This window comes from Nocardia beijingensis NBRC 16342, assembly GCF_001612785.1.
Classification (GTDB): Bacteria; Actinomycetota; Actinomycetes; order Mycobacteriales; family Mycobacteriaceae; genus Nocardia; species Nocardia beijingensis.
In genome coordinates this window covers 247,331-262,446 of record NZ_BDBC01000010.1, presented here as the reverse complement: position 1 = coordinate 262,446, position 15,116 = coordinate 247,331, and the positions used below count along the sequence as shown (strand labels likewise).

At 70.3% G+C, this 15,116-nt stretch carries 11 protein-coding genes; 1 reads left to right on the top strand and 10 read right to left on the bottom strand.

Annotated elements, in window-relative coordinates; genetic code table 11:
* Positions 1–9 precede the first annotated feature (9 nt).
* The 3 genes from NB3_RS36525 to NB3_RS06430 form a co-directional block, all read right to left on the bottom strand.
* On the bottom strand, positions 10–138 hold the full coding sequence (locus tag NB3_RS36525; protein WP_280516569.1) for a hypothetical protein: 129 nt from the start codon (positions 136–138) through the stop codon (positions 10–12).
* Between the two features lie 65 nt (positions 139–203).
* Positions 204–569 carry an SUKH-4 family immunity protein gene (locus NB3_RS06435; protein ID WP_067797901.1) on the bottom strand — a complete coding sequence of 122 codons (366 nt, stop codon included), beginning with the start codon at positions 567–569 and terminating at the stop codon, positions 204–206.
* An 86-nt stretch (positions 570–655) separates the two neighbouring features.
* The gene (locus tag NB3_RS06430; RefSeq protein ID WP_067797898.1) at positions 656–1,225 is read right to left on the bottom strand and encodes a TetR/AcrR family transcriptional regulator; all 570 of its coding nucleotides are present in this window, start codon (positions 1,223–1,225) and stop codon (positions 656–658) included.
* 99 nt (positions 1,226–1,324) lie between these two features.
* On the opposite strand from NB3_RS06430, the gene NB3_RS06425 reads away from it, so the two are divergent.
* A complete protein-coding gene (locus NB3_RS06425; RefSeq protein WP_067797895.1) occupies positions 1,325–1,762 on the top strand; it encodes a DoxX family protein in 438 nt (145 codons plus the stop codon).
* Between the two features lie 67 nt (positions 1,763–1,829).
* On the opposite strand, the gene NB3_RS06420 is transcribed toward NB3_RS06425, so the two are convergent.
* The 7 genes from NB3_RS06420 to NB3_RS06390 are packed head-to-tail and all read right to left on the bottom strand — an operon-like array spanning position 1,830 to position 15,066.
* Complete coding sequence (locus NB3_RS06420) at positions 1,830–2,633, bottom strand: SDR family oxidoreductase (RefSeq protein WP_067797892.1); 804 nt, start codon at positions 2,631–2,633, stop codon at positions 1,830–1,832.
* Between the two features lie 9 nt (positions 2,634–2,642).
* Positions 2,643–3,605 carry a DUF1702 family protein gene (locus NB3_RS06415; protein ID WP_084485854.1) on the bottom strand — a complete coding sequence of 321 codons (963 nt, stop codon included), beginning with the start codon at positions 3,603–3,605 and terminating at the stop codon, positions 2,643–2,645.
* Between the two features lie 35 nt (positions 3,606–3,640).
* Complete coding sequence (locus NB3_RS06410; protein ID WP_067797889.1) at positions 3,641–4,135, bottom strand: flavin reductase family protein; 495 nt, start codon at positions 4,133–4,135, stop codon at positions 3,641–3,643.
* Positions 4,132–5,319 (bottom strand): RnfABCDGE type electron transport complex subunit D, encoded by a 1,188-nt coding sequence (locus NB3_RS06405; RefSeq protein ID WP_067797886.1) that lies wholly within the window; start codon positions 5,317–5,319, stop codon positions 4,132–4,134. Before NB3_RS06405 ends, NB3_RS06410 begins: the two co-directional genes overlap by 4 nt.
* Positions 5,316–7,328 (bottom strand): CRTAC1 family protein, encoded by a 2,013-nt coding sequence (locus NB3_RS06400; protein ID WP_218020534.1) that lies wholly within the window; start codon positions 7,326–7,328, stop codon positions 5,316–5,318. Before NB3_RS06400 ends, NB3_RS06405 begins: the two co-directional genes overlap by 4 nt.
* Positions 7,325–8,746 carry an aminotransferase class I/II-fold pyridoxal phosphate-dependent enzyme gene (locus tag NB3_RS06395; RefSeq protein ID WP_067797883.1) on the bottom strand — a complete coding sequence of 474 codons (1,422 nt, stop codon included), beginning with the start codon at positions 8,744–8,746 and terminating at the stop codon, positions 7,325–7,327. Before NB3_RS06395 ends, NB3_RS06400 begins: the two co-directional genes overlap by 4 nt.
* On the bottom strand, positions 8,743–15,066 hold the full coding sequence (locus tag NB3_RS06390; protein WP_067797880.1) for a type I polyketide synthase: 6,324 nt from the start codon (positions 15,064–15,066) through the stop codon (positions 8,743–8,745). The genes NB3_RS06395 and NB3_RS06390 overlap by 4 nt, the downstream gene beginning before the upstream one ends.
* Positions 15,067–15,116 lie beyond the last annotated feature (50 nt).

The window sequence follows — 15,116 nt, the reverse complement described above, 5'->3', positions numbered from 1 at the left end:
GGAGAAGCGCTACTGCGTGGCGGACCAGACGACGACCTTTCCGGTGTGGGCCTTGACCACGTTGTCGAGCGCGATTCCGGTGATGAACGCGGTACGGCCCGCCGCGGTTGGAAGCTCGACGCCTGCTCGATCTCTCATGGGACGGCGTCGTTGATCATGGTCGTGCGCCGATTCCCAATTGTCGATGGCGACAACGACTTCGATTATGCGGGCGACTCGTCGTCTTCCGGCCAGCCGTCCTCGACGACGAGGGTGCCGTCGCGCAACGCGGTCGCGTACTGGTCGGCGACCAGGTCGGCCGGATAGGTCGGCCAGTAGGAGACCGCACCGGTGGGCTTGTCGATGACGCAGACGGAGCCGCCGACGATAACCGGCGGGCTGTCCGGGTCGGCGTGCGGTGAACGGGGGAAGGTGGCGACGGCGACGAAGCAGGTGTCGAATTCGGCCAGCCGGTAGGTGATTCCGCGTGCGGCGTAGTCGTCGGTGACGAGATGCCGGTCGGCGATCCGGTGTGCCTCGGCCGGGTCCACCGGTGTGGTCGCGTCCGTGGGGTAGGCGTGGATGTCCATGTGTCGATGGCAGCTGGGAGGTGGCCGCCCGCTCCTTCCGGGTCTGTGGATAGCACGGTGGCGGCTGGTCGCAAGCCGGTTTCCGGTCAGTCGAAGCGGATGGTCGACAGCATCTTGCGCGCCACGGCCTCCGGATCGGGATCGTCGGCCAGTGTCGAATTATGCAGTGCCCCTTCGCGCCACAGTGAAGCGAAGCCGTGCACCAGTGACCAGGCGGCCAGTTGGGTCGCCTTCCGGTGCTCGTGGCCGTGGGTCGGCTGGATGCCCGAGACGCCGGAGCGCAGCGCCAGTGCCGACCGCTCCCGCGCGTCGCGCAATGTCTGGTCCTCCGCGTGCAGCAGGCTGTGCCGAAACATGACGTCGAAGTGCCCTGGGTGCTCGCGCGCGAAACGAATGTAGGCCACCGCGACCTCACGGAAATCGTCCCCGGCCTGCGCGAGCTGCGCGGCGAGCAGTTCGAAGCCTTCGGTGGCCAGCGCGGTGAGCAGTCCGGCTTTGTCGCCGAAGTGGTGGGCGGGCGCCGCGTGCGAGACGCCCGCGTGCCTGGCCAGGTTGCGCAACGAAACCGCGTCGACGCCGTCGGCGGCGATCCGCTCCGCGGCCGCGGCGAGCAGTGCCGCGCGGAGATCTCCGTGGTGGTAGCCGTCCTTCGCCATGTCTCGATGGTGACCGATCATCTAGACATTGACAAGTTCATGGCGACGAGCCTATCTTTCCACTGTCAAGATTTGCTCTTCGATCCACAGGAGATTCCGATGGCACCGCTGGTCGTCCTCGTCGTCGTCACCGCAGTCGTCCGGCTCATCGGCTGGCTGACCGGCAACGGCTGGCTCGATTCGTGGGCGCACGCGACGGCGCTCGGGCTGGCCGCGATGCTCGTCCTCACCTCCAGCGCGCACTTCCTCCAGCCGCGCCGCGACGCTTTGATCGCCATGGTGCCGCCGCGGCTGCCGAACGCCCCCGCGCTGGTGACGCTGACCGGCGTGCTGGAGCTGGCGGGCGCGGCGGGCGTGCTCGTTCCCGCGACCGCGGACCTGGCCGCGGCCTGCCTGATCGCGCTGCTGGTGGCGCTGTTCCCGGCGAATGTCCGCGCCGCCCGCGCCGAACTGGGCATCAAGACCATGCCCCTGCCGCTGCGGGCGCTGGTTCAGGTGCTCTTCGTCGCGGCCTGCGTGATCGTCATCATCGGGTGAATATGCCGAAAGGCCCGCTCACGCATCGGGTTTCGATGGGTGAGCGGGCCTTTCGTCGCGATCGCGGTCAGTCGCCGCGCAACGCCTTGGCGATGGTGCGGCGCATGAACGGCCGCGCCAGGTCCTCCGGGAGGTTCGCCCAGGCCAGGAAGAACCGCGTGAGCGGGTCGAGCGCGATGTGGTGGCGGCCGCGTTCCAGACCGCGCACCGCGGCCTCGGCGACGCGCTCGGCCGGCATCGGCTCGATCGAGCCGGTGATCGCCTTGGTCTCCACCGGCTTCCTGGTGTTCTCCATGGTCAGCCCCGGTGTGTCGGTGTCGGCCGGATAGATCACCGTGACATCGACGCCTTTCGGCTCGACTTCGTAGCGCAGGCACAACGCCAGCTGCCGGACGCTCGCCTTGGTCGGTCCGTAGGCGGTGTACCCGGTGATGCCGAGAAACGCCGCGGTGGAACTCACGAGCAGGATCTTTCCCTCGCCCCGCTCCACCATGCCGGGCAGCACCCGCCGCACCGCGTGCACCGCACCGAGGTAGTTCGCCGACATCTGCACCTCGAATTCGTCGGGGTCCACCTCGAGGAACCGGCCGGGCAGCGCGAGACCGGCGCAGCAGGCGATGACCGCACACGGCCCGTTGCGCTGCTCCAGTTCCGTGATGGCCGCGGCCAGTTCCTCCGCGCGCGTGACGTCGGCGGTGGCCCAGTCCGCGTCCAATCGCTTCGCGGTGTCGCGCAGCGGCAGCTTCCGCCGTGCGATCAGAGAGACGCGTGCGCCACGCCGAGCGAAGGCCTCCGCCACCGCGGCGCCGATTCCCTCCGATCCGCCGGTGACGACGACGTGCTTGCCGACCCAGTCCTCGACCCGTGCCATCGCGGCGGCTCAGGCCCGGCTCGAGGTGACGATGTCGGCGATCCGGTCCCGCCACAGCAGGTAGGTGGCGGAACTGCCGTCGCCGGGCAGATCGTCGAGCGAACTCTCGATCAGCGCGTCGGTCTTCGCCACGGTGGTGCCGCAGAAGACCTGCGCCGCCGCCTCGCTGTGCTCGTTGACGCTGTTGGTCTGTTGCCGGATGCGGGCGACCATGGCCGAGCCGAGCGACAGCTGCGGCCGGAACTCACCGGCCACGTCCCACAGTTCCTCCATCGCGGCGGGCTCCACACCACCCGCGAAGGTGACGGCGATGCCGACGCCGCTCCACAGATCCGCGTGCCGTTTCGGCTCGAACTCCCCGATCAGCCGCACCACACCGGCCGGGCTGCCGCCGCCGATGAACCACAGCGCGCGGCCCATGCCCTGGTCCGCGATGCGCTTCAGGTTGTCGCGGTCGCCGAGCCAGCCGGGGTAGCGGGTCTCGACGTGCTTGTCCCGCACATAGCGCTGCATCTGGAAGAACGCCTTGTAGAAGCCGTAGCCGTCGATGGCGAGCCAGCGGAACAGCGGGTGTTGCGGGAACAGCTTCTTCCACCGCGACTTCGGGATCTTCGCCATGGCAAGGCCGACGCCGACATACATGGTCAGCGCGTACTCGCTGGCCGGGCCGTCGATCAGGTCGGCGGCGCGGCGGCCGGGCGAGAGCGAGTCGATCGCGGTGAGGCCGACCGCGGCGCCTTCGTAGGCGAACCCGCGGTACTTCGGCGGCACCTGCGCCAGCGTGGCGATCAGCTCGTCGTTGTCCGAACTGCGGACCGCGGAGTCGATGCCGCCGACCAGGTGCATGGTCACCTGCTCGAGTTCGAGCGCGGTGTGCTGGTCGGGCTGCTCGAATTTGCCGAGCACTCGGCGGACGCTGGCCGGACTGGGGACGAACAGGGCCGCGCGCAGCGGTCCCAATGGCGAGGGCATGGGGGTTCTCCATTCGTCGGAGGAGTGGGGGATCGTCACAGGATCAAGCGACGGAAGCCGCCGTCGAAGAAGGTCAGCGCTCCCGTGGCGGCCAGTCGGGCGTCGCGTTCGGCGTGCACGACCTCGCCGACCACGATGCTGTGGTCGCCGCTGTCGAATACGGCGTCGAGCTTGCACTCCAGGCCCGCGGCCGCGTTCGCCAGCAGCGGCGCCGCGGTGTGCGGTCCGGGAAACCACTCGACCTGGTCGAATTGGGCGTTGCCGTCGGGACGCGCGGAGTCGGCGAAATACCGGGCCACCGGCTCCTGCTCCGCCGACAGCACCGAAACGGCGAACGCGCCCGCCTCGTGGATCGCCCGGTGCAGGCGCGCCGTGTGGGCGACGCACACCAGGATCAGCGGGGGATCCAGCGAGACGGACGTGAACGCGTTGGCGGTCATGCCGTGCGGCCGTGGCCACCCGGTGGTGACCACGGTGACACCGGTGGTGAACGCGCCGAGCACGCGGCGCAGCTCGGCGCGGTCGGTCATGAGCGGGCCGCCTCCTTCTCCGGTTCCGGTTCGCCCGTGATGTCGGCCTCCAGGTCGTCGGCCACGACGGGCTGCTGCGCCGCCTCCGGCGCCGCGCCCCGCTGCCCCCACCATTCGGCGATGCCGCGTGCCCACCAGTAGACGCCGCGAGCGCCGCAGACGATCACCAGCGCGATGAACAACCCGTAGGAGATGTGCAGCGCGGTGACCACGCCGTACATGATGCCGACCGAGGCGCCGAACATGATCTGCTGCTTCTTGCCCGACGGCGTGGTGCCGGGGTCGGTGACCATGTAGTTGGTGAACAAGACGAACGCCAGACCGGTCATCATGCTCAGTCCGGCCAGGATCGAGATGTTCGGTTCGATGAGCCCGCGCACGATGGCCTGCAGCGCGAACGAGCCGACCCACGCCATGATCAGCGGCATCTTCAGCGTCAGCTTGGCGTTGAGCATGGTGCCGGTCGTCAGCAGGCCGAGCACGATGAGCGCGTCCGCCGGTCCCGTGATGTATTCGGTGAAGTGGTACGGCGGCGCCACCGCGATCATCGGGAACACCAGGAAGCACACCACCACACCGAAATTCGACGGGTTCATGAAGTGGCGCATCTTGCCGTTGATCTTCGCGCGCAGCACCCACTTCGTGCCGACCGCGACCACGATGCCGAAGATCACCGGCCACAGCTTGTCGTGCGCGAAGGTCAGGAAGTTGAACGCCAGACCGGTGATGTGCGCGGGCAGCAGGAACTCGAACAGCCCACGCGGCCCGCGGCCACGGAAGGCGGGCGGGCGCTTGTACGCCCAGGCCGCCAGGACTTCCAGCCCGATCTCGGTGGTGTAGGCGGTGGCCAGTGCGATGAACGGCCAGAGGAACGGCTGCTCGAAGCCGAGCAGCGGGAACCCGATCAGATTGAAGATCGTGATCGAGATGGCGAAGTTGCGCAGCGCCAGGTAGCGCGGGTCCTTCGTCGGCGCGGGCTTCTCCATCCATTCCTTGGCGAACTCGGTGCCCGAGCGCTGTATGGAGGAGATGCGTTCCGCGGTGGTCGTGGCGCCATTGGCCTGGTGCGCGGCGCCGTTGCCGTTGGCAGGTGCGCTGCCGTTGCCTTCGGCCGCTGGCGTTTCGTGATGGCCGTTGGAGGCGGCTTTCGCCTCGCCCGGATCCTTGTTGTCGTTGTCGCTCATCGCTGCTTGACCTCCTGCGCGTCCGAGGCGAGGTTCACGGTGTGCCAGCCCGGCGCGAGCTGGAGGGACTGTTCGTGCGGGGTGCCGTTGGTTTCCCGCCAGCGGAGCGTGACGTTCAACGGGGCGGCCGGATCGACCTCGCCGAGCCCGATGTGCACCTCGGTGGCCCGCTTGCCCGTGTGCCCGCTGCCGCCGTCGAGGTGGCTGGTGAGCAGCCTGCCGTCCGCCGTGCGGACCTCGACCTGGGCGTCCACCGCGGGCACGCCCTGGGTAGGAAGACCGGCGATGGTGTTGGTGGTCGCGGTGCCGTCCCAGGCCTGCCGGAACAGCTTCAGGCCGAGGAACTGGCCGCCCTTGGCCTTGTTGTTGTGGTAGAAGGTCGGATCGCCCCACTGCCGGGCGACGGCGAAGCTGAGCGCGCCGTTGCCCGAGGTATCGCCGACCGCGATGCCGCGCGACGGCACCGGGGTGTCCATGCCCAGCGCGTGGGTGAGGTTGGCGAACTTGCCGTCGTCACCGCGGCTGAAGAAACCGACCGGGTTGCTGCCCGCGATGTCGGCGTCCTTGCCGATGATCGGCCAGGACCACGGGTACTTGGTCAGGTCGTCGTTCATGGTGCCGAGTTCCTGGATCTGCGGCCACCGGTTGGTCTCGCCCTTGATCATGCCCGTGGCCTGGATCAGCTCGTTGCGACCGTCGTTGTCGAAGTCGTCGATCTTGGCGTCCCAGCCCCAGGTCTCCCAGGCCAGGCCGACGTCGGTCGCGCGGTTCTTGAACGGAGCCACGCCCTCGGCCAGCTGACGTGCCGCGTCGGCGGTGTCCTTGGCCGTGTTGTAGAAGGCGAAGTGGCCTTCCATCAGCGCGAAGCGCACCGCGATATTGCTGACGAACAGGTCAGGCATGCCGTCGCCGTTCAGGTCGCCGAAGTCGGCGGCCATGCCCTTGTCCGAATCATGGCCCAGCACATACGACTTCGGCTCGGTGATGCCGCGCTCGCCCTCGGCGAAGCCGAAGCGGATCTGGCCCGGCGTCGACTTGTTGACGAACAGGCGGTCGCGCCCGAAGTCGTTGGCGACGTACAACTCGGGAAGCTGGTCGCCGTTGAGGTCGGCCGCCGCGGCGGCCAGCGCCCATCCGGTGTCCATGCCGATCGGGAACGGGTTGGCCACCTCGCGGTACTCGGCGGTCGGCTCGTCACCCGACTTGGCGGAGGCCAGGGTGAAGATGCGGTCCTTGCCGCCGTTGCGCGCGTTGGACAGCGAGTCGGTCATCCACAGCGCGAGCTGGCCGTCCTTGGAGAGCACGTCCATGTCGTTGAAGTACTGGCCCAGGTAGATGTCGGGCTTGCCGTCGCCGTCGAAATCCGAGACCGAGACCGCGGCGGTGATCCAGCGCTGGCCCTCGTAGTGCCCGTCCGCGGTGTTCGGAGACGGCACCAGGTCGATCGGGCGGAACGCCTTGGCGTCCAGGCGGGTCGCGTTGGCGCGCTGCAGGTACAGGATCGGGGTGCGGCCGTAGTACGACACCAGCGCGTCCATGCGGCCGTCACCGTTGAAGTCACCGGGGATGCAGCCGGACGGCACCGTGGAGGAGTCGGCAGGCAGCGGCTTCGGATCGAGCACGAACGGCTCGTACCGGGCGGTGTTGCTGTCCGGCGTCGGGGTGATGAAGGCGGTGTCCGAGCGCGGGTCGACCACGCACAGGTCGTCGGCGAGCCGGTTGCCGTCGAAGTCGTTCATCGCGATGGCGGCGCCGACCGAGGAGATCCAGGCCGACAGGTGCTTGTACGGCTCGCGCAGCTCGCGGATCTTGCGGTCGGTCGGCAGGCCCTTGGGCAGCGCGATCGGCATCGCGGTGAAGTCGAACTTGCTCGCGATGGGTCCGCCCGCCTCGTCGTAGGTCGGCAGCAGCGCCGACCGCGCGGGAATGAACAGCGAGCCCATCAGCAGCAGCGCCACCCCTGGCACCACCGCTTTTCGCAGGAGGGATCGATTGAGGGGAATTTTCACGAGTGCTGCTCCTCATGGGCGAGTGTGAATTGCTGTCCCGCGGTGTCCGCGAGTCCGTCGAGCACCTCGCGCAGCGTGGCCAGCGCCTGGTCCATTTGCTGCTCGGTGTGCCTGCAGTTGATGAAGAAGCGCAGCCTGGCCTCTCCGGCCGGGACGACCGGGTGGGTGATGGCGTTGACGCTGAAGTCGCGTTGCAGCATGGCCAGCGCCGCCAGCACGGCCGGTTCGTCGGCGCCGGTCATGACCGGGATGATCGGCGAGCCCTCCGACGTGCCGATGTCGAAGCCGTACTCCTTGGCGCGGCGGTGGAAGTACTCGCTGTTGTGCCGCAGCCGCGTCACGCGTTCCGGCTCGTCGCGGAGCACTTCGAGCCCGGCCAGCGCGGCGCCGATGGCCGACGGCGCGGGCGCGGCGGTGTACATGCTCAGACCGCCCGCGACGTATTTGAATCCGTCGACCAGTTCCCGGTTGCCCGCGAGATAGCCGCCGACGCTGCCGAGCGCCTTGGACAGCGTGCCCATCCAGACGTCGACGGCGTCGCCGGGCAGGTCGAACAGCTCGCGCACGCCGTGCCCGGTGGCGCCGAGGGTGCCGAAGGAATGCGCCTCGTCGATCATGATCGAGCAGTCGTAGCGCCTGGCCACCTCGATGATCTCGGGCAGGCGCACCACGTCGCCGTCCATGCTGTAGAGACCCTCGATGATCACCATGGCCCGGTCGAAACTGCGCCGCGACATCTTGAGGATCGTCTCGAGCGACTCGGGATCGTTGTGCCGGAAGGAGACTCGCTTGCAGCGCGACCACTCGGTGCCGGACACCACGCTGTGGTGGATGAGCGCGTCGCAGACCGCGAGATCGCGCTTGCCGAGCAGGAATCCGACCGCGGCGGCGTTGGTGAGGTAGCCACTCGCAGTCACCAGCGCGGCCTCGGTGTCGTAGATGCCCGCGATCTCGGCTTCCAGTTCGCGATAGATCGGCAACTCGCCGGCCACGATCCGGACCGCGGCGGCGGAGGTGCCGTACCGATCGATCGCGTCCTTGGCGGCCTGCCGCACCCGCGGGTCGGCGGCCAGGTCCAGGTAGCCGAAGCTGCTGAAGTTCACCACGTCCCGGTCGGCCATCCTGGTCACCGCGCCGCTGATGCCCTCGTGCGGCAGGTAGTACGGGTTGACCAGCCCGACCTCGTTGACCCAGGCGTCGAACCGCCCGAACCGCTGCGCGGCCTCGAGCACGCCGGGGTGGTCACGGAACGACGTGTGCGCGACCCCGCGCGCCGCGCCGCCGTTACCGGTAGCCGCGGCCGGGGCGGTGGAGCCGTTCGCGGCTCGCGCGCCGTTGCCGTTCGCCGGGGCGGTGTGCTCGCCGCCTGCGTGCCTGGCCAGCAGTGCGCGGGCCAGTTCCCTGTTGTTGCCGCTCATTCGTCCTCGCTCCTCGCCGCGCGCTCTTCTTCCTGGGCAATCTGCTCGGCAATCCGCGCGCCGAGCCCGCGCAACGTCAGTCCGATCACGGCGAGCACCGACAGCTGGGTGCCGAGCACCTGCACCACGCGCGCGCCGAACTCCATGCCCATCAGCGAATCCATGCCGAGTTCGGGCAGCGGGGTGTTCAGGTCGATCGTCTCCGCGTCGACGCCGAGCACCGCGGCCAGCTGCTCGGCGAGCAGGTAGGCCACCACCTCGCCGCGCTGCTCCACGCCCAGCTGGAGGATCTCCGCCCGCAGCGCGCCCGCGCCCGCCGCGCCGCCGCCGGCGGCCGCCACCTGGTCGGCGAAACGCGGCGTGCGGGTGGACGGGCGATGCGCCAGCGCCCACTGGCTCCAGTCCACGTCGAACAGCACGATCTGCGGCAGGTTCAGCCGCAGGCACTCGCCGAGCAGATCGGTGGCCACGTCCATGTCCACCGAGCGGTAGCCGGTCATCTCCGCGTATCGGCTGACCGCCTCGTAATCGGCCATGCCACCGCCGCCGCTCATGAAGCCCCAGTTCACCGCGAGTGCGGCGGCGCCGCGGGCCCGGCGGGCCGCCGCGATCATGTCCAGCACGGAATTCGCCGCCGCGTAACCGAATTGGGGCGAGATGCCGACGATGCTGCTCGCCGAGGAGAACAGCACGAACATGTCCAGGTCGATGCCTGCCGCGGTGACGGCGGTGTCCAGGTTGACCGCGCCCGCGACCTTCGGCCCGAAGATCTCCGCCAGTGACTCGGCGGTGATCTGCGGGACCTCGAGGTTGTTCACCACACCGGCCGCGTGGAACACCCCGCGCAGCGGATGCCCGCTGCCCTGGATGCGCTCGATCAGCGCGGCGACGGCGTCGTAGTCGGCCATGTCGAGGCGCTCCTCGACGACCTCCGCACCCGTGGCGGTGAGCTCGGCGACCGCGGCGCGTGCCGCGTCGTTGGTGGCGCCGCTGCGTCCGGCCAGCACCAGCCGCCGCGCGCCCACCCGCACCAGCCAGCGCGCGGTCGCCAGACCGAACGCGCCGAAGCCGCCGGTCACCAGGTAGCTGGCCGCGGGGTCGATCGGCAGACTCGGCCGCTTGACCAGCACGGTCGGTTCCGGGTCGCGCAGATCGAGCACCACCCGGCCGATCTGCTTGGACCGCACCACGGTTTCGAACGCCTCGGTGGTCGCGGTGAGGGGGAACGCGGTGTAGGGCAGGTAGTCGTAGGTGCCGTCGTTCAGGGCGTCCATCGCGCGGCGTGCCGCACGGCGGACCAGTTCGGGCCGCACGGCCAAGGCGCGGTCCATGTCGACGGCGAAGAACGACAGGTTCCGGTCGAACGGGCGCAGGTCGATCGCGCCGCCGCCGTAGATGTCGGCCTTGCCGATCTCGATGATCCGCCCGAATTCGGCGGCCGCCCGCAGGTTCTGCTGGAGGATCTCGCCGGGGGAGGAGTTGTAGACCACGTCGACGCCGCGTCCATCGGTCAGGTCGAGCACGTCGTCGACGAAGCTGATCGAGCGCGAGTTGACCACCTCGTGCGCCCCCGCCGCCGCGGCCACCGCGCGGCGTTCGTCCGAGCCCGCCGTCGCGATCACCCGCGCGCCGAGGCGCACCGCGACCTGGACCGCGGCCATGCCCATGCCGCCCGCGGCGCCGTGTATCAGCACCGTCTCACCCGGTCGCAGGTGCGCGAGCTCGCCGAAGGCGAATTCGGCGGTCAGGAAAGGCAGGACCGAGCTGGAGTGGCACGGGTCGAGCACGGTGTCCGGGTAGTCGAGGGGCATCGTGGCGCCCTCGTCCGGCCGCAGGGTGACGTGCCTGCGAACCAGATCCCTCGCGCACACCGACATCTCGTCCCCGACGGCTACCTCGGTCACACCCGGGCCGACCCGCTCGACCACGCCGAAACCGTCCATGCCCAGGTCGGTGCCGAAATACGTGCCCGCAAGCTCCTTTTCGGTGAGCACGCCGAGCACTTTGAGCGCGTCCTTGTAGTTGAGGCCGACCGCGTCCAGCCGGATCTCGACCTCGCCCGGCCCCGGCGGCACGCGATCGACCGCGCGCCAGGTCAGGTCCGACAGCAGCCGCGAACGCGGAATCTCCAGGCGGAAGGAGCTTTCCGGGTCGGTCAGCGGCGCGGCCTCGTCCCAGATCGCCAGATGATCGCGCAGGGACTTGCGCAGGTGCAGCGCCCAGCACGCGCCCGCCCGCAACGCGACCTCGTCGGCTCGCCCGTCGCCGAACACCTGCTCGACGACGTCCGCGGCGCGTGTGGCGGGCTCGGTGTCGACCAGCCGCCACTGCACCGCGGGTTGTTCGTTGCGCAGCGTGCGCCTGGCGCCGGTGAGCGCGGCCTGCGCGGGATGGGCGAAGGCGTCGACCGGCAGGCAGAACGCCTGCTCGGTGACCACCACCGCGCGCACCTCGGCGGCCGGGGCCTCGTCGTCCTCCTCGCCGACCACCAGCTCGCCGACCGCTTTGGCGACCTGCGCGAGCCCGTAGGCGTTGGGCACCGCGTCCAGCTCCGCGCCGGACACCACGACGAGGCGGCCGCGCGTGACGCCGGGCCGCGCCTGCGCGGCCCGCAAGGCGGCGAGGACCCGATCCGAGGCGCCGGCCTCTTCCGGCGCCAGGGTGAGGATCTCCGCCGACGCCCGCGCGCTGGCGATCTCCTTCGCGCGCTGCGAGACGGTGCTGCCCAGGCTGACCACGAGCAGGAACTCCTCGCCGCCCACGGGTTCGTCGGCGGGCGCGGTGTCGTCGACGATGGCCCACACCGGCTCGTAGAACAGCTCGTCGAGCTGGTCGTGCAGATCGGGCTCGGCCGCAAGGCTGGCGAACCGAACCCCCGAAAGGGACAGTGCCACAGTGCCTTCCGGTGACGCGACAGTGATGTCCGCGCACAGCGGGTCGCCGTCGACGCGGCGGACGAGCACGACCGCCTGCTCGGGCAGCGGCCCGGTCCAGCGGACCCCGTCGACCGAGGACGGCACCACGACGCTCGCGCCGTGCGCGGTCTGCGCGTACAAGGCGGCGAAGCACTGCAACGCGGCGTCGACCGCCGCCGGGTGGGCCAGGTGCGGCAGGCTCGGCGCGCTCCCGGCCAGCGGCGTGAGATCGAGCCGGGCCAGCACCGAGTCGGCGCCGACGGCGGCGGAGGTGATCAGCCGGAAACTCGGCCCGTAGGCCAAGCCGTGCGCGGCGAGGCCGTCGTAGAGCGTCGCCGCGGACACCTCCACCGCGTCCGCCGCCGGGGTGAGGTCGACGGTGCGCGCGTCGACGTCCGCCTCGATCAGCCTGCCGTGCGCGTTGATCGTCCACGTGGTCGCGGTGGCCGCGCGCGAACGCAGGGTGAACCGGTGGGTGGTCTCCTCCACGGTGAGACGCAGTACCGGCACGTCGTGCTGGCCGATCACCAGCGGCGCGACGAACTGGACCGACTCCAGCCCGAAGGTGGCGCGACCGGTCCGCACCGCGACGGCGCTGAGCGCGGCGTCCAGATAGGCCGCGCCCGGCAGCACGACGGAGCCGTCGACCACGTGATCGGGCAGCCACGGCAGCGCGGCCACCGACAGTTCGACTTCCCATTCCGGCGCGGACGCCGCGGTGCGCTGGCCGAGCATGACGTAGCCGTCGACGGCGCCGATGCGATCGGCCTCGATCGCGGGATCCTCGGTCCACAGCGTGCGGCGCTGCCACGGGTAGCGGGGCAGGTCCAGGTGCGCCACCGGGGTCTCCGGCGCGCCGGGCGCGTGCGCGGTGTCCAACCCACCCGCCTGGTACAGCTCGCCCACCGCGCGCAGCAGATTGTCGCGGTCGTCGGCGGTGCGCGACAGTGTGCTGATCGCCGCGCCGTCCAGGCCGCGGCGCACGAACGCCTCCTTGATGTTGCCGCTGAGCACCGGATGCGGTCCCACCTCGAGGAAGACCCGATGTCCGGCGTCGAGCAGGCTGTCGACGGCCGCGCCGAACCGCACCGGCTCGCGCACGTTGCGGCACCAGTACTCGGCATCCCAGTCGGGGCCGGACAGTTCGCCGCCGGTGACGGTGGACCAGATCGGCACCCGCGCGGCCCGCGGCGCGAGTCCGGCGAGCGCGGTGGTGAGTTCGCCGAGGATGGGGTCCATCAGGTGGCTGTGGTAGGGCACCTCGACGCGCAGCGCCTTGGCGAAGACGCCTTCGGCGGTGAGCTCCTCTCGGATGCGGTCCAATTCGGCCAGGTCGCCGGACAGCGTCGCCGCGGAGTGGCTGTTGATCGCCGCGACGCAGACCCCCGCCACGCCCGCGAGGCGCTCGCGCAGTTGCTCTTCCGACAACCCGACGGCGAGCATGCCGCCGGTGCCCGCGGTGGTGGCCTGCAACCGGGCGCGGTGATAGCTCACCAAAAGCGCGTCGCGCAGCGACAGCGAGCCGGAGGCGTAGGCCGAGGCCACCTCGCCGACGCTGTGGCCGACCACCGCGGCGGGATGGATGCCGAGCTCGGCGAGTTCGGCCACCAGCGCGGCTTGGACCAGGAAGTTCGCCGGCTGCGCGTACGCGGTCCTGGTGATCTGCGATTCCGCCTCGGGGCGAAGCAGTTCCGCGACGATCGACCAGCCCGCGATCTCCTGGAAGACCTCGTCGATCGATCGCGCGGCGGCGGCGAAGTGCCCGCCGGCCTCGAGCAGGCCGCGGGCCATGCCCCACCACTGTGGGCCCATGCCGCTGAACACGAACACCGGCTTGGTGGAGCCGTCGGTGAGCGCGCGGGCGGGCGACTTGCCCGCGCCCACCGCGAAATCGGCCAGCTGCGCGCGCAGGTCGTCGGCGTCGCGGTAGGCGAACGCCGCGCGGATCGGATGGTGCGCGCGCTGCGTCCATGCGGCCCCGGTCACCGCGTCCACGGGGGTGGTCTCGGTCAGGTCGTGCACCTGGGTGGCCATCGTGCGCAACGCGGTCTCGTTGCGGGCCGACAGCGGCAGCACCGTGATCGGCGCGGCCGTCGGCGCCTGCGCGGGCGCTTCCGGCGCACGGGTGAGGATCGCGTGGGCGTTGGTGCCGCCGTAGCCGAAGCTGTTGACCGCCACCGCGGCCCGGCCGTCGTCGTTGGGCAGCGGTTCGGTCTCCAGCGGAATCCGAACCCGCAGTTCGTCGAACCGGATCTCCGGGTTCGGGTTGTCCAGCCGCAATTGCGGCGCGATGATGCCGTGGTGCAGGGTCAGCGCGGCCTTGATGAGACCGGCGACGCCTGCGGCGGCCTCGGTGTGGCCGATGTTGTTCTTCACCGAGCCGACCGGCAGCGGCTCGTCGCGGCCGTCGACCGCGCCGTACACCGCGCCGAGGGCGGCCAATTCGAGCGGGTCGCCGACCGGCGTGCCGGTGCCGTGCGCCTCCACATAGCGGATGTCGCGGGCGTCGATGCCCGCCAGCCGGTGCACCCGCCGGGCCAGCGCCTCCTGCGCCGCCGAGTTCGGCACCGGGATGGCCAGCGTGCGGCCGTCCTGGTTGACGCCGCTGCCGCGCACCACCGCGTAGATCCGGTCGCGGTCGCGCACCGCCGCGTCCAGCGTCTTCAGCACCACGGCGCCAGCGCCCTCGCCGCGGCCGTAGCCGTCGGCGGCCGCGTCGAAGGACTTGCACCGGCCGTCGACCGCGAGGAACCGGCCCTTGCACATGGAGATGAACGCCTCGGGGCGCAGCATCGCGTTGGCGCCGCCGACGATCGCCGTCTCGCACTCGCCCGACTCCAGCGCCAGCACCGCTTGGTGCAGCGCGACCAGCGAGGACGAGCACGCGGTATCGATGGTCATGGTCGGCCCGAGCAGATCCAGCAGGAACGCGATGCGAGCCGACAGCAGCGTGTGCGACGAACTGGTCGGGCTGTGGCTGTTGATCGAGGCCCGCGCCACCGAGCCGCTGCGCACCAGCGCGTTGTCGTTCATGAAGCCGCCGACGAACACCCCGACCTCGCGGCCGCCGACCCGGCCCGCCATCCCCGCGTCGTCGAGCGCCTCCCACGCGACCTCGAGCAGCAGCCGTTGTTGCGGGTCCATGATCGAGGCCTCGCGCTGGGAGATGCCGAAGAACTCGGCGTCGAACTCCCACAGCGGCTGGGTGAGGAATCCGCCGTGCCTGGTGTACATCCGGCCCGGCGCGTCCGGGTCCGGGTCGTAGAACTTGGCGATATTCCAGCGGTCCGCCGGTATCTCCACGATCCCGTCGCCCTTGCGCACGACGAGATCCCAGAACGAGTCCGGTCCGTCGATGCCGCCCGGAAAACGGCAGCCGATACCGACAATTGCTACATTGGGCATGCAAATCCCCTGATGCTCGGGCATTCGAATACGCGGACGGTCGAGCGCCC